Source organism: Devosia sp. Root105 (assembly GCF_001424865.1).
Taxonomy (GTDB): domain Bacteria; phylum Pseudomonadota; class Alphaproteobacteria; order Rhizobiales; family Devosiaceae; genus Devosia_A.
Window position 1 is genome coordinate 182479 of the sequence record NZ_LMCR01000012.1, and the last position, 18373, is coordinate 200851.

20 protein-coding genes are annotated in these 18373 nt (G+C 64.9%); 10 read left to right on the top strand and 10 right to left on the bottom strand.

What is annotated here, in order from left to right; genetic code table 11:
• Nucleotides 1-6 precede the first annotated feature (6 nt).
• From gatB to ASC68_RS09540, 4 genes are all read right to left on the bottom strand, one after another.
• Nucleotides 7-1506 (bottom strand): Asp-tRNA(Asn)/Glu-tRNA(Gln) amidotransferase subunit GatB, encoded by a 1500-nt coding sequence (gatB, locus tag ASC68_RS09525; RefSeq protein ID WP_055878178.1) that lies wholly within the window; start codon nt 1504-1506, stop codon nt 7-9.
• Nucleotides 1507-1652: 146 nt separating this feature from the next.
• Nucleotides 1653-2159: an AAA family ATPase gene (locus tag ASC68_RS09530; RefSeq protein WP_082528036.1), complete on the bottom strand. Its 507-nt coding sequence runs from the start codon at nt 2157-2159 to the stop codon at nt 1653-1655.
• Nucleotides 2156-2674: a GNAT family N-acetyltransferase gene (locus ASC68_RS09535; protein WP_055878180.1), complete on the bottom strand. Its 519-nt coding sequence runs from the start codon at nt 2672-2674 to the stop codon at nt 2156-2158. Before ASC68_RS09535 ends, ASC68_RS09530 begins: the two co-directional genes overlap by 4 nt.
• A 27-nt stretch (nt 2675-2701) precedes the next feature.
• A complete protein-coding gene (locus ASC68_RS09540; protein WP_055878182.1) occupies nt 2702-3010 on the bottom strand; it encodes a chorismate mutase in 309 nt (102 codons plus the stop codon).
• 308 nt (nt 3011-3318) lie between these two features.
• On the opposite strand from ASC68_RS09540, the gene ASC68_RS09545 reads away from it, so the two are divergent.
• Nucleotides 3319-3576: a YjhX family toxin gene (locus ASC68_RS09545; protein ID WP_055878184.1), complete on the top strand. Its 258-nt coding sequence runs from the start codon at nt 3319-3321 to the stop codon at nt 3574-3576.
• A gap of 63 nt (nt 3577-3639) precedes the next feature.
• Here the strand turns inward: ASC68_RS09545 and ASC68_RS09550 are convergent, their stop codons facing one another.
• The 6 genes from ASC68_RS09550 to ASC68_RS09580 all read right to left on the bottom strand — a co-directional run bounded on the left by ASC68_RS09550 (nt 3640) and on the right by ASC68_RS09580 (nt 7558).
• A complete protein-coding gene (locus ASC68_RS09550) occupies nt 3640-3954 on the bottom strand; it encodes a hypothetical protein (protein WP_055878186.1) in 315 nt (104 codons plus the stop codon).
• Nucleotides 3955-4066: 112 nt separating this feature from the next.
• Entirely contained in the window at nt 4067-5551 is a 1485-nt protein-coding gene (gatA, locus tag ASC68_RS09555; protein WP_055878187.1) for an Asp-tRNA(Asn)/Glu-tRNA(Gln) amidotransferase subunit GatA, read from the bottom strand.
• A 95-nt stretch (nt 5552-5646) separates the two neighbouring features.
• Nucleotides 5647-6129, bottom strand: a complete 483-nt coding sequence (locus tag ASC68_RS09560) for a GNAT family N-acetyltransferase (protein WP_055878189.1) — start codon at nt 6127-6129, stop codon at nt 5647-5649.
• Nucleotides 6130-6134: 5 nt separating this feature from the next.
• Entirely contained in the window at nt 6135-6422 is a 288-nt protein-coding gene (gene gatC / locus ASC68_RS09565) for an Asp-tRNA(Asn)/Glu-tRNA(Gln) amidotransferase subunit GatC (protein WP_055878191.1), read from the bottom strand.
• Nucleotides 6423-6504: 82 nt separating this feature from the next.
• On the bottom strand, nt 6505-7020 hold the full coding sequence (locus tag ASC68_RS09570) for a hypothetical protein (protein ID WP_055878193.1): 516 nt from the start codon (nt 7018-7020) through the stop codon (nt 6505-6507).
• Nucleotides 7021-7288: 268 nt separating this feature from the next.
• Complete coding sequence (locus tag ASC68_RS09580) at nt 7289-7558, bottom strand: ribbon-helix-helix domain-containing protein (RefSeq protein WP_055878197.1); 270 nt, start codon at nt 7556-7558, stop codon at nt 7289-7291.
• 46 nt (nt 7559-7604) lie between these two features.
• Between ASC68_RS09580 and ruvX the strand changes: the two genes are divergently transcribed.
• The 9 genes from ruvX (at nt 7605) to rpmG (ending at nt 18068) form a co-directional block, all read left to right on the top strand.
• The gene (ruvX, locus tag ASC68_RS09585; RefSeq protein WP_055878198.1) at nt 7605-8066 is read left to right on the top strand and encodes a Holliday junction resolvase RuvX; all 462 of its coding nucleotides are present in this window, start codon (nt 7605-7607) and stop codon (nt 8064-8066) included.
• 88 nt (nt 8067-8154) lie between these two features.
• Nucleotides 8155-9138: an aspartate carbamoyltransferase catalytic subunit gene (locus tag ASC68_RS09590; RefSeq protein WP_055878200.1), complete on the top strand. Its 984-nt coding sequence runs from the start codon at nt 8155-8157 to the stop codon at nt 9136-9138.
• Complete coding sequence (gene pyrC, locus ASC68_RS09595; protein WP_055878202.1) at nt 9135-10448, top strand: dihydroorotase; 1314 nt, start codon at nt 9135-9137, stop codon at nt 10446-10448. Before ASC68_RS09590 ends, pyrC begins: the two co-directional genes overlap by 4 nt.
• Complete coding sequence (plsY, locus tag ASC68_RS09600) at nt 10445-11074, top strand: glycerol-3-phosphate 1-O-acyltransferase PlsY (protein ID WP_055878204.1); 630 nt, start codon at nt 10445-10447, stop codon at nt 11072-11074. Before pyrC ends, plsY begins: the two co-directional genes overlap by 4 nt.
• Before the next feature lie 3 nt (nt 11075-11077).
• A complete protein-coding gene (dprA, locus tag ASC68_RS09605; RefSeq protein WP_055878205.1) occupies nt 11078-12196 on the top strand; it encodes a DNA-processing protein DprA in 1119 nt (372 codons plus the stop codon).
• A 193-nt stretch (nt 12197-12389) separates the two neighbouring features.
• The gene (gene topA / locus ASC68_RS09610; RefSeq protein WP_055878207.1) at nt 12390-15053 is read left to right on the top strand and encodes a type I DNA topoisomerase; all 2664 of its coding nucleotides are present in this window, start codon (nt 12390-12392) and stop codon (nt 15051-15053) included.
• Nucleotides 15054-15064: 11 nt separating this feature from the next.
• Entirely contained in the window at nt 15065-17356 is a 2292-nt protein-coding gene (gene rnr / locus ASC68_RS09615) for a ribonuclease R (RefSeq protein WP_055878209.1), read from the top strand.
• A gap of 2 nt (nt 17357-17358) precedes the next feature.
• Nucleotides 17359-17775, top strand: a complete 417-nt coding sequence (locus tag ASC68_RS09620; RefSeq protein WP_055878211.1) for a DUF983 domain-containing protein — start codon at nt 17359-17361, stop codon at nt 17773-17775.
• A gap of 125 nt (nt 17776-17900) precedes the next feature.
• Nucleotides 17901-18068: a 50S ribosomal protein L33 gene (gene rpmG / locus ASC68_RS09625; RefSeq protein WP_055048921.1), complete on the top strand. Its 168-nt coding sequence runs from the start codon at nt 17901-17903 to the stop codon at nt 18066-18068.
• The last annotated feature ends 305 nt before the right edge of the window (nt 18069-18373 follow it).

Genomic DNA, 18373 nt, shown 5'->3' on the forward strand with positions numbered 1-18373 from the left:
CCCCTCCTATTCGAGCCCGAGTTTCCTTTTCAGAATCTCGTTCAGCGCCTGCGGGTTGGCCTTGCCACCCGAGGCCTTCATCGCCTGGCCGACGAACCAGCCGATCAAAGTGGGCTTCGCCTGTACCTTGGCCACCTGGTCCGGGTTGGCGGCGATGATCTCGTCGACCACCTTCTCGATCGCGCCGAGGTCGGTCACCTGCTTCATGCCGCGCCGCTCGACGATATCGGCCGGCTCGCCCTCGGGCTCCTCGGCGATGATCACCTGCAGCAGGTCCTTGGCGCCCTTGGACGAAATGGTCCCGGCTGCCACGAGATCGACGATGCCGGCGATCTGGTGTGGCTTGATATGCGTTTCGAAGGCCGAGAGACCCTGGCTGTTGGCATAGGCGGCGATGTCGCCGGTGACGAGGTTGGCCACCGCCTTACCGTCGCGCTTCGTGCTGCCGAACTTCACCGCGGCCTCGTAATAGTCGGCCGTCTCGCGCTCCAGTGTCAGCACCATCGCGTCGTAGGGCGTCACGCCGTACTCGGAAACGAAGCGCGCTTCCTTCTCATCGGGCAGTTCCGGCAAATGCTGCGCCAGATCGTCGATGAAGGCCTGGTCGAACTCCAGCGGCAGCAGGTCCGGATCGGGGAAGTAGCGGTAGTCGTGCGCTTCTTCCTTCGAACGCATCGAGCGCGTCTCGCCGGTCTTGGGGTCGTAGAGCCGAGTCTCCTGGTCGATCGAGCCGCCGGCCTCGAGGATATCGATCTGGCGGCGCGCCTCGAACTCGATGGCCTGGCCGGCGAAGCGGATCGAGTTGACGTTCTTGATCTCGCAGCGCGTGCCGAACTCGCCGCCGGGCTTGCGCACCGAGACGTTGATGTCGGCGCGCATCGAGCCCTGCTCCATGTTGCCATCGCAGGTGCCGAGGTAGCGCAGGATGCTGCGCAGCTTGCCGAGGTAGGTCTTGGCCTCTTCCGAGTTGCGCAGGTCGGGCTTCGAAACGATCTCCATCAGCGCCACGCCCGACCGGTTCAGGTCGACGAAGCTCATGGAAGGGTGCTGGTCGTGGATCGACTTGCCGGCATCCTGCTCGAGGTGCAGCCGTTCGATGCCGATCTCGATCCGCTCCCCGCCCATGTCGAGGAACACCGAGCCCTCGCCGACGATCGGGTCCTTGAACTGGGAAATCTGGTAGCCCTGCGGCAGGTCCGGATAGAAGTAGTTTTTTCGGTCGAAGATCGAGCGCTTGTTGATCTTGGCCTTCAGCCCGAGCCCCGTCCGCACCGCCTGACGCACGCACTCGTCGTTGATCACCGGCAGCATGCCCGGCATCGCCGCGTCGACGAAGCTGACATTGGAGTTCGGCGGCGAGCCAAATTCGGTCGACGAGCCCGAGAACAGCTTGCTCTCCGAGGTCACCTGCGCATGCACTTCCATGCCGATGACGATCTCCCAATCCCCGGTCGCTCCCTGGATGAAGCTCTTAGGGTTGGGCGTGCGAGTATCGATAAGGGTCATGGGCTAAGGCTCTTGTTCATTCCGACTTTGTCTATGGCATAGCCGAGCGCTGCAGAAAACTTCTCTGCGCGCCAAACTTCGGCAAATCCATGCCGCTGACAGAGCGCGATGGCCCTGCGATTGCCCGGAACCGGCTCTCCGAACCGTCACGAGCGCGGATCGACGATCCGGAGCACGGCGTCCAGCACGTCGTCGAAGGTGCCGCTGGTATCGATCTCGTGAGTCGCACCATCCCGCAGGATCGGCTCCACCTCGCGGATCAGTTCGAGAACACGCTCCGTCTCACCCGCACCTTTGCCGTAATTGTTGCCCGTTCGGGCCGCGAGGCGCATCGCAACGACGGGCTCGGGCGCGCTCAGCAGCACTACTGCATCGAGCTGCGGGTAGAACTGCCCCTGGTTGGGCGAACAGCCGCTGATCACCAGGATGCTGGCGCCCTCTTCCGCCAGCAGCTTTCCGACGCGATCATCCCGCCAGACCCAGTCGCGCCCTGCCCCGACCGGCGTTCCCGGCGCGTTATCCTCGACGACGTCGACCCAGTGCGACCAGGCATCGGAATCGAGATCGACAGCCTTGTAGCCGCGGGCGGCAATTGCCGCCGTGATGGTCGATTTGCCGGTGGCTGACATCCCGGTCAGCAGGATCCGCCTCATTCGTCGTCGTTCAGCGGACCACGATAGGGGGAGAGGCGTTTTTCCAGCCGGACGCTGGTTTGCGGGTCGCTGCCAGTAGCGCCTTCGCGCTTCAGCACCAGGATGCGGTAGCCCTGATGCTGGTAGAAGTTCACCGCCCGCACATTGTCGCTCAGCGTATCGAGCTGCACCTTGTCGGCGCCCTCGAGCTCGATGATCGATTCCATGCGGCGGAGCAGCAGCGTGCCGATGCCCTGGTTCTGCAGCGACGGCGTGACGAACAGGTAGGGAATATAGGGACGGCTGCGCGCCCGGGCGCACCAGCCGACCGGCGAGCCGTCGATTTCAGCAACGATCGTGCGATCGAGCAGCTCGTGCACGGCGATACCGAGCCGGCGCTTCTCGTTCGCCCGGCTTGCCGCCTCACCGCTGAGGAAGGGCTGCAGGTCGCGTTCCCACGCGAGCAGCGCGATGTCGGCAAGACGTTCTGCCTCGCTCGCCACAGCCTTGCGGATCGTGATCTCCGGCGACGTCATCGAAGCCTCCACTCCGCCCACGCTATCTCAGCCGTGGCGCTTGCGTGCAGCGATAATGCCCTTTTCGTAGTTCACATTCCAGTTGATCAGCGTGCGCCAGATCAACTCCGCCTGATCCTCGTCGAGGTCGAGCTCCTCGGCGCGCTGGCGCTGCTTGGCGATAATCGCCTCGATGCGGGTCGGGTCATAGGCCTCGTGCGGGTCGGTCTTGATCTCCGCCATGCGCGTCACATAGCCGTGCCGCTCGGCGAGCAGGCTTAAGAGGGCCTGATCGATCCGGTCGATCTCGGCGCGCACATCTTCCTTGGTCTGGCATTCGGCGGGGGCTTTGGTCACGGGAGGCACTCGGCGGATAAGGAAAGAGTTGCTGGTTTGCACCGCCGCGCCACTGTTTGCAACCGACCACTGGTCTAGGCGCCGTTGTGCGGCTATTCATCCGCCGTTCAGCGGCTCGGTGATATCGCGGCGCCGTCAAAAAGTGGACTGCCCTATGTCTAGCAAAGTTGAGATTGCGTAATACCCCGTCCGCCCGCTGAGCCCTTTGGGCCGGCGATGTGTCTGCGACGGGGTTTCTGGAACCAGGCAGCTGCCAGGCGAGATGCTGGCTGCGGCCCTTTTCCACGCATCCTCAGGCTAGATTTCTCATGGATATTTCCCGCCACGAGCAGCGGGTGCTGCACGTCCTCGCACAGGGCGGCAAGATCGTCGCGCTCAAATCCGACAATGGCAAACTCATCGGCGTCGAGTGTTTCAACCGCGATGGCTGGCTGATGCAGCAATGCAGCCTGCCGCTGTTCAAGAAGCTAAGGGCCAAGAAGGCGATCGCCTCCAGCAATGGGCATCCCTACCGCATCACCAGACGCGGCCTCGAGCTCGCCCGCAGCGAGTTCGACAACCGCTGAATACGCAGAGAGCCCCGGATCAGCTCCGGGGCTCTCCTGCAACGGGGCCGTCGTCTGTCGCGCTTAGTGCTGCGTGACGCCGCTCAGTTCGCGGGCGATGTGTTCCCACTCGGCGGAAACGCTGGCAGTGGCGCGCTTGCGGCCGGCGCGGCGATACCAGTAGTCGGCATTGCCCATGTCGGCTTCGATCCAGTGCAGCAGCGCATGCACCCAGTCGAACTCGAAGGTGCCTTCCATCGCCTGGACGATACGATGCGCTTCTTCCCACTCGGGGCCGACGCGCAGCTCGCCCTTCTTCATCCACCACAAAGCCTGCAGGGGCTTGGACATATCCTTGGGCGGGGCCGACCAGTCTAGGGTCGTGAACACATCGGCCATGGAGCCAATCCTCTGAAACGAAACCACCGGTTTGGCCGGGAGTTCGACAAGTCTCAATTTGCGCATGGGCGGCAAATAGTGCCGAAACCGCTATGGTTCAAGCGGTTTCCGATCACCACCACTTGTCAGGGCTGAAGTCGATGCCGGCCGAACGCTCGATGACGCGGCCCGCGGCGAACAGCGTTTCCTCGTCGAACGGCTTGCCGATCAGCTGCAATCCGAGCGGCAGGCCCGCGCCGTCCTTGCCGGCCGGCACCGCGATTCCCGGCAGGCCGGCCATGTTCACGGTCACCGTGAACACGTCGTTGAGGTACATCTTGACCGGATCGGCCTTCATGTCCTCGTCGCCGATACCGAATGCCGCCGACGGTGTCGCCGGGGTCAGGATGGCGTCGACGCCGTCGTTGAAGACGATCTCGAAATCGCGCTTGATCAGTGTGCGGACCTTCTGCGCCTGGACGTAGTAGGCGTCATAATAGCCAGCCGACAGCACATAGGTGCCGATCATGATGCGGCGCTTCACCTCGCGGCCGAAGCCGTCGGCGCGGGTCAGCTCGTAGAGGTCGGTAATGTCCTTGCCGGTGTCACGCAGGCCGTATTTCACCCCATCATAGCGGGCAAGGTTCGAGGAGGCCTCGGCCGGCGCCACGATGTAGTAGGCGGGCAGCGCATATTTGGTGTGCGGCAGCGAGATGTCGCGCACCGTCGCGCCCTCGGCCTTCAGCCAGGCGATGCCCTGCTGCCACAGCGCCTCGATCTCGGCAGGCATGCCGTCCATGCGATACTCGCGCGGAATGCCAATGACGAGACCCTTGACGCCGCGCTCCACCGCCGCCGCGAAATCCGGCACGGCGAGGTCGACGCTGGTCGAATCCTTCGAATCGAACCCCGACATCGAGGTCATCATGATCGCCGCGTCCTCAACGGTGCGAGCGATCGGTCCGGCCTGGTCGAGCGAGGAGGCGAACGCCACCACACCCCAGCGCGAGCAGCGGCCATAGGTCGGCTTGATGCCGACGGTGCCGGTCAGCGCCGCTGGCTGGCGGATCGAGCCGCCGGTATCGGTCGCCGTCGCGGCGGCGCAGAGCCACCCCGAAACCGCCGTCGCCGAGCCGCCGGACGAACCACCGGGCACCAGTTGCGCGTTGGAGTTGTTCGCCCGCCACGGGTTGATCACCGGGCCGTAATAGCTCGTCTCGTTGGACGAGCCCATGGCGAACTCATCCATGTTGAGCTTGCCCAGCATCACGGCGCCATCGCGCCACAGGTTGCTGGTGACGCTCGATTCGTATTCCGGCTTGAAGCTGTCGAGGATGTGGCTCGCCGCCTGCGTGTGCACACCCTTGGTGGCGAACAGGTCCTTGATGCCGAGCGGAATGCCCTCGAGCGGACCGCCCTGCCCGGCCGCGAGCTTGGCATCACTCGCCTTGGCCTGCGCCTGGGCCTGCTCGGCAGTCACCGCTACATAGGCGTTGAGCTTGGCGTTGCCGCCCTCGATGGCGTTCAGGTAGGCGCCGGTGAGTTCGCTCGAGGTGAACTCCCTGGCCTTAAGGCCAGCACGGGCGGCAGCGAGGGTCAGGCGGGTAAGGTCGGTCAAAGGCTTGGCTCGCGGGGAAAGGACGCGGGGGAAATGTCGACCGCCGTTCCTATAGCGGCGTAGCGATTACCGCAACATTCGGAACGCGCATCGGATCAGGCGACGGCGGGTTGCCCGATGTGCTTCTCGAAGAAGGCCGACCATTCACTGTCGGGATAATCGAGGAACGGCCCGCGCACGCTGAAACCCGCATTGGTGTAGAGCCGGTGCGCTTCCGACATGCCCGGGCCGGTGCCGGTCTCCAGCAGCAGGTGCGAGATGCCCTTCGAACCCGCCAGTTCGGTGATCGCCGCCAAGAGCGCCGAGCCCACCCGCTGACCGCGCACCGACGGACGGGTGTACATGCGCTTCACCTCGCCCTCGGTCGCCGAGATCGCCTTCAACGCACCGCAGCCGACGGCCTCGCCGACCGCATTGCGCGCCACGAATACGGTGGTGTCGGCGCCGGCCATCTGCTCGACCGTCATCTTGAACTGGAACTCCAGCGGCGACAGCGGAATCAGGTGCGCGTTGAGTTCTTCGACCAGCCCGCGGACATCATCCTGCAGCGGCGTCTCGATGGCGATGGTGACGGTCATATCAGTTACTCGACGACCTTGGGCACCATGAAGAAGTTGTCTTCCGTCAGCGGTGCGTTGGCGACGATCTTTTCGGGGTAGCCGCCATCGGTGACCTTGTCCTCGCGGCGGCGCAGCGTCATCGGCATCACCGAGGTCATCGGCTCGACGCCACTCACATCGACCTCGCCCAGTTGCTCGACGAAGCCCAGAATGGTGTTGAGCTCGTTGCGATAGGTCTCGACTTCGCCCTCCTCGATGCGAATGCGGGCCAGGCGGCCAATACGCTTCACGGTGGCGGCATCTACCGACATGGGGTCACTCCGAAGGTCACGATTTCCGGCGTTCTAGCAACGGACGCCAGGGAAGAAAAACGAAAAGCGTTGATGGGCGCCATCAAACTTCCAACGCCATGCCGGCCTCGAGCGCCACCACCCCCGTGCCGTCGAGCCGGTCGCGCAACGCTCCAAAGGCCCGCTCCACCACGGCGTCGGTCGCCGCAACGGCAATCAGCCGTGGCCCGAATGCCTCGAGCGCTTCGGCCGCCAGCTGGTCACCCTCGGTGCCGAATACCACAATCACAGCGTCTCGAGCCCAGCGCCCGGCCTTCGGCACAGCCTGGGACAGCAACAGCAGCGGGGCCTCGCCAATGGCTGCAATCAGCGCGCCGCCTGCGAGGCCATGCGTCGTCACCTCGCCCAGCACGTCCTCATCAAGCATCGAACCCGGCCGCCCGGGCTGCCACAGCACAGGATCGATCTCGGGCAGGCTGCCATCGAGCGCAAACGTCGCGTCGGCGCCCGACACCAGCTCCTCCGGATCGACGCCGCTGACCCCCGTGGGATCAGCCACCAGGATCTTGCCGCCGATATGAATTCGGATCGTGGTGCCGCCGAACCAGGTGAGTTTCATCGATCCTCGCGCATATGGAAAACGCGGAGGACGCGGATCAGGTTGGGAAGCACTTCGTAGCGTAGTTCATACTGGTCGATCAGTAACTTCCGTATCTCACGCGAGGTGATTTCCTCTACGCGTTCCCCTATCTGAGGATGTTCTAACGTTCGGCGCGCGTTGGCTCGAATTGCCGAGATAGCGCGCTTCGCTGCGTTGCGATTCACCTGCGCGAGGAACGTCTCGAATCTCCTGAGGTCGCCAAGGGCCGCTCCAGCCCACTGCAGCCTCATTTCTTCACGGCGGGCAATGGCAGTGGGTTTTCGGTGTCGAGACTCTCGATCCAGGCGGCAACTGCATCGTCGTCAACGACGTCGCCGCGATCAGCGGCCTCTGCTGCCTCCAACGTCAGTCGATTTTTCTCCTCCTCCCAGTCCACCCAGTCGGAGAGAGCGCGCTTGACGATCCAGGCACGCGAGCGCTCCATACTTCTCGCGTAGCGATCCACTTTCTCCGCCAGCTCTTCAGGAATATGTGCCGTCAGGACTCGGGTGCTCATGGCAATCGTCTCCAATCAAACCTAATCATAGTGATTGACCACGATTATGCCAACCGAGAACGACCTCACCGCCCTCCCCGCCACCGGCAAGCTGCTGGGCCTCGACCTCGGCACCAAGACCATCGGCGTGGCGATTTCCGACGGCATGCGCTACTCGGCGACGCCGCTCGAAACCATCAGGCGGCTGAAGTTCACCCAGGACGCGATCCGGCTGCAGGAACTGATCGCGGAGAACGACGCAGTCGGCATCGTGCTGGGGCTGCCGCTCAACATGGATGGCTCTGAAGGACCGCGCGTCCAGTCGACCCGCGCCTTTGCCCGCAACCTCGCCCCCAAGATCGCCATCCCCATCGCGTTCTGGGATGAGCGGCTTTCCACCTCCGCCGTCACCCGCACGCTGATCGAAGCCGATGTGCGCCGCGACAAGCGTGCTGAAGTCGTGGACAAGCTGGCGGCGAGCTACATCCTGCAGGGGGCACTAGAGCGGCTCCGCCGAGGCGCGCTGTAACCGATCGGTCTCGTGGAAAATGTACAGCTGGACTGTACATGCTCCGCCCCTCGCGTTAGACCCCCGCGAACATTCGGAACGGAGCGGCATGGCTACTTCCTCGCCAGCATCGGTCACCGGCGGCCAGGGGGTCGCGAGACCCGCTTTCCGTCATCGTCATCTTCTCGGCATCAGCCAGCTCAACCAGTACGAGATCGTTGATCTCCTGGATCGGGCCGAGGCCATGATCCCGATCTCGCGACAGGAGCGGAAGATTCTGCCGACGCTCTCGGGCAAGACGCAGATCAACCTGTTCTTCGAGAACTCGACGCGCACCCAGTCGAGCTTCGAGATCGCCGGCAAGCGGCTCGGCGCGCAGGTCACCAACATGTCGGTCAAAACCTCATCGGTCGCCAAAGGCGAGACGCTGATCGATACCGCCGCGACGCTCAACGCCATGCGGCCGGACGTGATCATCGTGCGCCACGGCGCCTCCGGCGCGGTCGAACTGCTCAGCCGGAAGGTCGGCTGCTCGGTGATCAATGCCGGTGACGGTGCGCATGAGCACCCGACGCAGGCACTGCTCGATGCGCTCACCATTCGACAGCACAAGGGCCGCCTCGCCGGCCTCACCGTCGCTATCTGCGGCGACATCGCCAACTCGCGCGTTGCCCGCTCCAACCTGTTGCTGCTCGGCGCCATGCAGGCCCGCACCAGGGTGGTCGCGCCGCGCACGCTGCTTCCGAGGGGCATCGAGACGCTGGCGACCGAAGTGTTCACCGACATGCGCCAGGGACTCGAAGGCGCCGACGTGGTGATGATGCTGCGCCTGCAGCACGAGCGCGCCAATGGGCGGATGATCCCCTCGGTGCGCGAGTACTACCACTTCTACGGCCTCGATGAGGAAAAGCTCGGCTACGCCAAACCTGATGCGATCGTCATGCACCCCGGCCCGATGAACCGCGGCGTCGAGATCGATCCGGCCATCGCCGACGGTCCGCGTTCGGTGATCACCGAGCAGGTCGAAATGGGTGTCGCGGTGCGGATGGCCGTGCTCGATGCCCTCCTCGCCGACCGGGAGGCTGCGCAATGAGCAAGCCCGTCGTCATTGCCAATGCCCGCATCGTCGACCCCGCCACCAACCACGACGCCCCTGGCGCCGTGCTGGTGGAGAACGGCAGGATCACCGGCATCACCAACGGCGCACCGCAGGGCATTCCCGACGGCGCCGAGACCTATGATGCCCGCGGCCTCGTCGTCGCGCCTGGCCTCATCGACATGCGCGTGTTCACCGGTGAGCCCGGCCACGAGTACCGCGAGACTCTCGCCAGCGCGGCTGAGGCCGCGGCAGCCGGCGGTGTTACCAGCTTCGTCCTGATGCCCGACACCACGCCGGTGATCGACGACAGCGCGCTGGTCGATTTCATCCTCCGGCGCGCCGGAGCGAAGGCCTCGGTCAATATCCTGCCGGCCGCCGCGATCACCCGTGGCCTCAAAGGGGAGGAGATCACCGAATTCGGCCTCTTGAAGGAAGCCGGGGCGGTGGCGCTCACCGACGGGCGAGAATCCATCCAGTCGGCCGGGCTGCTGCGGGCTGCCTTCACCTATGCGCGCAACTTCGACCTGCCGGTCATCCACCACCTCGCCGAGCGCTCGCTGGTTGGCGACGGTGTGATGAACGAGAGCGCGCTGGCGACCATCTCCGGCCTCAAGGGGATCCCGGTCGAAGCCGAGACCATCCCGCTCGCCCGCGACCTGCAACTCGCTGCCCTTACCGGCGTCCGCTATCACGCGGCGCAGGTGTCGACCGAGGCGGCCGTGGAGCAGCTGGCGCTGGCCAAGCGGCGGCTCTCCACTGTCTCCGCCGGTGTCTCGATCAACAACCTCTCGCTCAACGAGAACGACGTCGCGCCTTACCGCTCGTTCTTCAAGCTGTCGCCGCCGCTTCGCTCCGAGGACGATCGCCGCGCCGTCATCGACGGGCTGAACTCGGGCGCCATCGACACCATCCATTCGGGTCACGACCCGCAGGACACCGAGGTGAAGCGCCAGCCCTTCGCCGAGGCCTCGGACGGCGCCATCGGGCTCGAGACCCTATTGGCCGCAGCGCTCCGCCTCGTGCACTCCGGCGACGTGCCGCTCATCACCCTGCTGCGCGCCATGACCAACCGGCCGGCCGAACTGCTGGGCCTGGCGTCCGGCCGCATCGCGGTCGGGGCGCCGGCCGACCTGATCATCTTCGATCCGGAGTTTCCCTGGGTGGTCAAGGAAACGGCGCTGCGTTCACGCTCACGCAACTCGGCCTTCGAGGGCGCCCGCATGCAGGGCGCCGTGATGCATACGTTCGTTGCAGGCCGCCTGGTCTTCAGCCATGCTGCTACCGCTGAGGGGGCCAACGCATGAACTTCCTGATCGCGACTGTACTGGGGTATCTCCTCGGCTCGATCCCGTTTGGCCTGTTGCTGACGCGCGCCGTCGGTATCGACATCCGCGCCGTCGGCTCGGGCAATATCGGCGCCACCAATGTACTGCGCACCGGCAACCGCTGGCTCGCTGCCGCCACACTGCTGCTCGATGCCGGCAAGGGCGCTGCTGCGGTGCTGCTGGCGCGCTACTTCCTCGTGCCTGGCGCCGAGCCGTTACAGGCCGAGTTCATCGTCTACGGCGCCGGGATCGGTGCGTTCTTCGGCCACGTCTTTCCGGTCTGGCTCGGGTTCAAGGGCGGCAAGGGTGTCGCCACCTATATCGGCGTCTTGCTCGCCTGGAACTGGGTGGTCGGGCTGATCTTCTGCGCGGTATGGCTGCTGATCGCCGTCGCCCGCCGTTTCTCCTCGCTCGCAGCGCTCACCGCCGCCGCGACGGCCCCGATCTTCGCCTACACCCTTGCCGGCACCGACATGCAAGGGTTCTCCTTCGCCGCTGCCTGTGCGCTGCTCAGCTTCGTGCTGTATTTCAAGCACTGGCAGAACATCCGTCGGCTGTGGAACGGCACGGAGCCAAAGATCGGCTCGGAAAAGCCCAAGGCCTGAGCTATGGCGCGTGACGGCATCGTACTGACGCCGTCGCAACGCACTGCGTGGCTGCGGCTCATCCGCACCGACAATATCGGGCCGCAGACCTTCCGCCAGTTGATCAACCGCGAAGGCTCGGCCGAAGCCGCATTGGCCGGCCTGCCTGACCTGCTTAAGCGCCTTGGCACCCCGGCCCGCATTCCCTCGATTGCAGAGGCCGAGGATGAGATCGCCGCGACCGAGCGGCTCGGTGGCCGTTTCGTCGGCTCGAGCGAACCCGACTACCCGCCGCTGCTCCGCTATATCTCCGGCGCGCCACCGCTGGTCACCATCGCCGGCGGCCACAATCTCGACTGGGGGCACAGCGTCGCCATTGTCGGTGCCCGCAACGCCTCTACCGCGGGACAGAAGTTCGCGCAGATGCTGGCGGTCGATCTGGGCGGGGCGCGCTACACCGTGGTCTCCGGCCTCGCCCGTGGCATCGACACGGCGGCCCACCGGGCGGCGCTCCGCACCGGCACCGTGGCGGTGCTGGCTGGCGGCCTCAACCATATCTATCCCAGCGAGAACATCTCGCTGGCGCACCAGATCGTCGAGAACGGCGGTGCGCTGCTCACCGAGATGCCGCTCGGCTGGGAGCCGCGGGCGCGCGACTTCCCGCGCCGCAACCGCCTCGTCTCCGGCCTCTCGCTCGGCACGGTGGTCGTCGAGGCGGCGAAGCGCTCCGGCTCGCTGATCACCGCCCGGCTGGCGCTGGAACAGAATCGCGAAGTCTTCGCCGTCCCCGGCTCACCGCTCGATCCGCGCGCCGAAGGTGGCAATGCGCTGATCCAGCAGGGCGCCAAGCTGATCACCGGCGCCGCCGATGTCATCGAGACGCTGCGCGAAGCCGACCCGTCGCGCAGCAGCCTGTTCGAACCCGACTGGCTGCCCGAGCGCGAGGTGGCTGAGGCGGCGGCACCGTCGAGCGATGAGCGCGCCCGTCTGATCGAAGCACTGAGCCTCACGCCGATCCCGGTCGACGACGTGATCAAGTCCACCGGCATCACCATCAGCCGCGTGCAGACCCTGCTGCTGGAGCTCGACCTCGAGGGGCGGGTCGAGTGGTCAAGCGGCCAGTTGGTGGCGCTTCGTCCCTGACCGATCCGACCACCGAGATGATTGCCGCGGGGTGATGGGCGCGGCCCCCGCCCATTCTGTCGCGCACCGCGTTGTCACCCAACTTTCTTCCCCCATAGGGGGAATGCCGCACGGCGCCTCCGGGCTGGTTGACAGCCCTTAGACGCTTCACCATGTTGCGCCGCGTTCGAACGCCACTCCTGAAAGCTTGTTCATGAAGCTCGTCATCGTTGAAAGTCCCAATAAGATCAAGACGATCAGCGGCTATCTTGGCAAGGACTATGAGGTCCTCGCAAGCTTCGGTCACGTTCGCGATCTGCCCGCCAAAGACGGTTCGGTGCTGCCCGACGAAGACTTCGCGATGAGCTGGGAAGTCGATGCTGCGTCGAAGAAACGCCTCACCGATATCGGCAATGCGCTGAAGAATGCCGACGAGCTGATCCTTGCTACCGACCCGGACCGCGAAGGCGAAGCGATCTCGTGGCACGTGCTCGACGTGCTCAAGCAGAAGAAGCTGGTCAAGGACAAACCGGTCAGGCGCGTCGTCTTCAACGCCATCACCAAGGACGCGATTACCGAGGCGATGCGCAATCCGCGCGACATCGACGAGCCGCTGGTCAATGCCTATCTCGCCCGTCGCGCCCTTGATTATCTCGTCGGCTTCACCCTTTCCCCGGTGCTGTGGCGCAAGCTGCCGGGCTCGCGCTCGGCCGGCCGCGTGCAGTCGGTGGCTCTGCGTGTCGTCTGCGACCGCGAGTCCGAGATCGAGAAGTTCCGCCCGCAGGAATACTGGTCCGTCGGCGCGCGCCTCAACGAGAAGGGCCGCAGCTTCGAGGCGCGGCTCTATTCGGTAGACGGCAAGAGGACCGACAAGCTCGACGTAGGCACCGGCCCCGAGGCCGAGGCGCTGAAGGCCGCAATCGAAGCCGGCACGTTCTCTGTTACGGCCGTCGACAAGAAGCCCACCAAGCGCAATCCCTATGCACCATTCAGCACCTCGAGCCTGCAGCAGGATGCGTCCTCGCGTCTCGGCTTTGCTCCGGCGCGCACCATGCAGATCGCGCAGCGCCTCTATGAGGACGGCATCATCACCTATATGCGAACCGACGCCGTGCAGATGGCGCCGGAAGGCATCGACCAGGCCCGCCGCGCCATCGTGAAGAACTTTGGCGCCGACTACCTGCCCGAGAAGGCCCGCATCTATTCGACCAAGGCCAAGAACGCGCAGGAAGCGCACGAGGCCATCCGCCCCACCGACATGTTCCGTCACCCCGACACACTGCGCGGCGACCCGGACAAGCACCGCCTCTATGAGCTCATCTGGAAGCGCACGCTCGCCAGCCAGATGCGTTCGGCCGAAATCGAGCGCACGACGGCCGATATCTCGGTGTTCGCCACCAGCCGCGACATCGCGCTGCGCGCCGTCGGCTCCGTTGTTACCTTCCCCGGCTTCCTCGCGCTCTACGGCGTCGAAGCCAAGGAAGATCGCGATCCCAACGCCGAAGAAGACGAGGATAGCCGCGAGTTGCCGCCGCTCAATGTGGGCGACCGGCCGAAGCTGGAACAGGCGCTGATCGAGCAACACTTCACGCAGCCGCCGCCGCGCTATTCAGAAGCCAGCCTGATCAAGAAGATGGAAGAGATCGGCATCGGCCGCCCGTCCACCTACGCCGCGACGATCTCGGTGCTGCAGGACCGCAGCTACGTGCGGCTCGAAAAGCGCATGCTGATCCCCGAGGATCGGGGTCGCATCGTCACGGCCTTTCTCGAGAGCTTCTTCAATCGCTATGTCGAGTATGGCTTCACCGCCAGCCTCGAGGAACAGCTCGATCTGATTTCAGACGGCAAGCTCGCCTGGAAGGACGTGCTGCGCGACTTCTGGAAGGACTTCCAGGGTCATGTCGAAGAGATCAAGGACCTCCGGGTCTCCGAAGTGCTCGATGCCCTCAACGAGGTGTTGGCCGATCATATCTTCCCGGCCAAGGCCGACGGTTCCGATCCGCGCCGCTGCCCGAACTGCGGCGAAGGCCAGCTATCGCTGAAGCTGGGCAAGTTCGGCGCCTTCATCGGTTGCTCGAATTACCCCGAGTGCCGCTACACCATGCAGCTTTCCGACGCCGCGACCGGCGGCGCCAGCGAGGCCGGCACCGGCGACGGCATCCTCGGCACCGATCCCGAGAGCGGCCTCGAGGTGGCCTTGAAGTCGGGCCGTTTCGGTCCATATGTGCAGCTGGGTGAGGGCGCCGAGCCGAAACGCTCGTCCCTGCCCAAGGGTTGGACGCCCGACAGCCTGACGCTTGAGAAAGCGCTGCAGCTGCTGTCGCTGCCCCGTCCGGTCGGCGACCATCCGGAGACCGGCAAGCCGATCAGCGCCGGCATCGGCCGCTATGGGCCGTTCATCCTCCACGATGGCACCTATGCCAACCTTCCCGAGGTCGAAGAGGTGTTCACGGTCGGGCTCAACCGCGCTGTTGATCTGCTCGCCCAGAAGGCGGCAGGCGGCGGACGGTTCGGTCGCGGCGGCGGCGGTACCCCGGCGGCGATCAAGACCTTCGAGCACGATGCCGGCACCATCTCGGTTCGCGCCGGTCGCTATGGCCCCTATGTGAATCAGGGCAAGGTGAACGCAACGCTGCCCAAGGAGTTGAAGCCCGAGGACGTGACGGTCGAGCTGGCGCTCGAACTGATCGCCGCCAAGGGCGGCGCTTCCGGCGCCAGGAAATCCTCGTCGCGGTCCGCCGGCGCCAAGAAGGCGCCAGCGAAGAAAGCGGCACCCAAGAAGACGACAACCAAACCCGCGGCCAAGGCCAAGTCGACTGCAAAGACGGCGACCAGGCCCAAGGCCGCAGCGAAGACAAAGGCGGAGACCCCCGCCTAAAGAAAGCGACAATGGCGAAAGCGCCAAAAACCAAGACCACACCCAAGAGCCCACGGCAGTTTGCCGTCGGCACTCTCCCCTCACGCGAAGCCATCCTCGAAGCGATGGCGCAGCAGCCGACCCTCGATGGCAAGCGCGACCTGGCGCGCCATTTCGGCATCCACGGCGACATGCGCACCCCGTTCAAGGTGCTGCTCAAGCAGATGGAGGGCGAGGGCTTCATTGCCCGGACCCGCAAGCAGATCCGGCCGACCGCCGCCCTGCCCGCGGTCACCGTCCTCGACATCCCCGCCGACGCCGACCCCGACAATCTCCACGCCTTCCCGGCGCAGTGGAACGACGAGGAAGGCGCGCGTCCGCGCGTCATGGTCAAGCAGCCGAGGGACGCCCGCGTTGCTCCGGCCCCTGGCGATCGCATCCTGGCGCGCATCAGCGCCGGCGATGGCGAACTGCCGGACTACACCGCGCGGGCGATGAAGATCCTCGACAAGCCGCGCCGCGGCCAGATCGGCATCGTCCGCATGGACGAAGACGGCGCACGGTTGATCCCGGTGGACCGCAAGCAGAAGGAAATGCGCATCGACGGCGGCGATCTGGGCAGCGCCCGCGACGGCGACCTGGTCGAAGTCGAGATCAAGCTGACCGGCCGGTTGATGATCCCCAAGGCCAAGGTGACCAACGTCATCGGCAACCCCAAATCCGAGGGGGCGGTCTCGATGATCGCCATCCATAACCTCGAGATTCCCTACCGTTTCCCCGCCTCGGTGACCAAGGAAGCCGAAGAGGCCAAGGAAACCACGATCAAGGGTCGCGAAGACTGGCGGCACATTCCACTCGTCACCATCGACCCTGTCGACGCCAAGGACCACGACGACGCGGTCTATGCCGAGCCGGACAGCGATCCGAAGAATGCCGGTGGCCACATCGTCTACGTCGCCATCGCCGACGTCGCGGCCTATGTCCGCCCCGGCACGGCGCTCGATCGCGAAGCCTATATCCGCGGCAACTCGGTCTATTTCCCCGATCGGGTGGTGCCGATGCTGCCCGAACGCATCTCGAACGATCTCTGCTCGCTGCGCGAGGGCGAGAACCGGCCGTCGCTGGCCGTCCGCATGGTGTTCGACCAGAACGGCAAGAAGCGCAGCCACAGTTTCCATCGCGTGCTGTTCCGCTCGGCCGCCAAGCTCAACTACCAGCAGGCGCAGGCGGCCATCGACGGCAAGCCGGACGACAAGACCGGGCCGATCCTCGACACGATCCTCCGCCCGCTCTGGGCCGCCTACGGCGCCATGGCGAAGGCACGCGACAATCGCGGCCCGCTCGATCTCGACCTGCCCGAGCGCAAGATCATCCTCGACAAGACGGGGATGGTCGTCGACGTGAAGGTGCCCGAGCGGCTCGATGCGCACCGGCTGATCGAGGAGATGATGATCGCCGCCAACGTTGCGGCCGCCGAGACCCTGGAAAAGCACAAGAGCGCCCTGCTCTATCGGGTGCACGACACGCCGAGCCAGGAGAAGCTCGTGGCGCTGCGCGACTTCCTCAGTTCGCTGCAGCTGCCGGCGCCGAAGTCGGACGCAGTACGTCCAGCGGATTTCAACCGCATCCTCGATAAGGCGCGCACCGACGGCAAGATCCAGCAGGTATCGGAGATCATCCTCCGCACCCAGGCACAGGCCGAGTATGCCGCTGAGAACTATGGTCATTTCGGTCTCAACCTCGACCGCTATGCGCACTTCACCTCGCCGATTCGTCGCTATGCCGACCTGATCGTGCACCGGGCGCTGATCAGCGCGCTCGAATTGGGCAAGGACGGGCTCACCGACGGCGAGATCGCCAAGCTCCCGGGCATTGCCCAGCACATTTCGTCGACCGAGCGCCGCGCCATGCTGGCCGAGCGTGAAACCATCGACCGGCTGCTGGCGCAATTCCTCGCCGCGCATGTCAACGCCAAGTTCGAGGGCCGCATCTCGGGCGTCACCCGCTCGGGCCTGTTCGTGCGGCTCAGGGACACCGGCGCCGATGGCTTCATTCCGGCCTCGACGCTTGGCCAGGACTATTATCGCTTCGTCGAGGAGATGCAGGCGATGGTGGGCGATCGCACCGGCGAGACCTTCCGCATCGGCGACGATGTCAGCGTACGCCTGCTCGAAGTCGCCCCGGTTGCGGGAGCCCTGCGCTTCGAGCTGCTGAGCGAAGGCAGCCGCGGCGTTCCGTCATCTGGCGGGCGTCAACGCAAAGGACCATCTAGCAAACGAGGCAAGGCGGGCGCCTATCGCAAGCTCGCCAAACGAAAGAGATAGCGATGGCGGTCGAGATCGGTTTTGCGCGCGAGCAGCGCTCGCTGTGGAAGGCAATCGGCAATGGCGTGATGTGCCGATGCCCGAACTGCGGCAAGGGCAAGCTGTTCCGTTCCTATCTTAAGATCAACGACACCTGCAGCGAGTGCGGCGAGAAGCTGAGCTCGGCGCGTGCCGATGACTTCCCGCCCTATATCGCCATCTTCATCGTCGGCCACATCCTGGTGGGCTGGATGCTGCATGCCGAGATGAGCGGGCCGGTCGATCCGATGTTCTACGTCTGGACGATGATCCCGGCGGCCATCGTGCTGCCACTGATCATGCTCCCCTCGATCAAGGGCGCGGTCGTCGGCCTGCAGTGGGCCAACTATATGTACGGGTTCGATCCGACGCGCGGCGATACTTCGAAGAGCGACGTCTGAACCCGCGCCGCTTGACATCGGCCCGAAAATCCGTAGGTTCCGGCCAAATTTCCACAGGCCGGTTGGCCGGTTGAATTCACAGCCCCGCGGATAGCGCGCGGCAAGCCGTTTCAAGGAATGTGACCATGGCCAAAGCCGTATCCCTCAAGATCAAGCTCGTGTCGACTGCCGACACCGGCTTCTACTACGTCACCAAGAAGAACTCGCGTACCCAGACCGAGAAGCTCTCGTTCAAGAAGTACGACCCGGTCGTGCGCAAGCACGTCGAGTTCAAGGAAGCCAAGATCAAATAATCTGGCCCTTCCTGCCGCTTTCAAAGCCCGCGCTCGTTGAGCGCGGGCTTTTCGTTAGGGCCCTCACGAAGTTCGTGCGCGACCGTACGAAGAAGTTCGTGATGGACATCACGAACGCAAAACGCCCGCCCCGGTATACGGGACGGGCGTCTGAAGAAGCGGCTGGTCCGCGGCGGCATGTCGAAGAGGCCACTCTTGCCCGCTGCGAACCAGCCTCCCTACGGACCCAGGAGTTGCGGCGGACCTGAGGAGAACCGTAGGGGTGACTGCTGACACCGAAAGTGTCGGCGTTATTTCTATGGGTC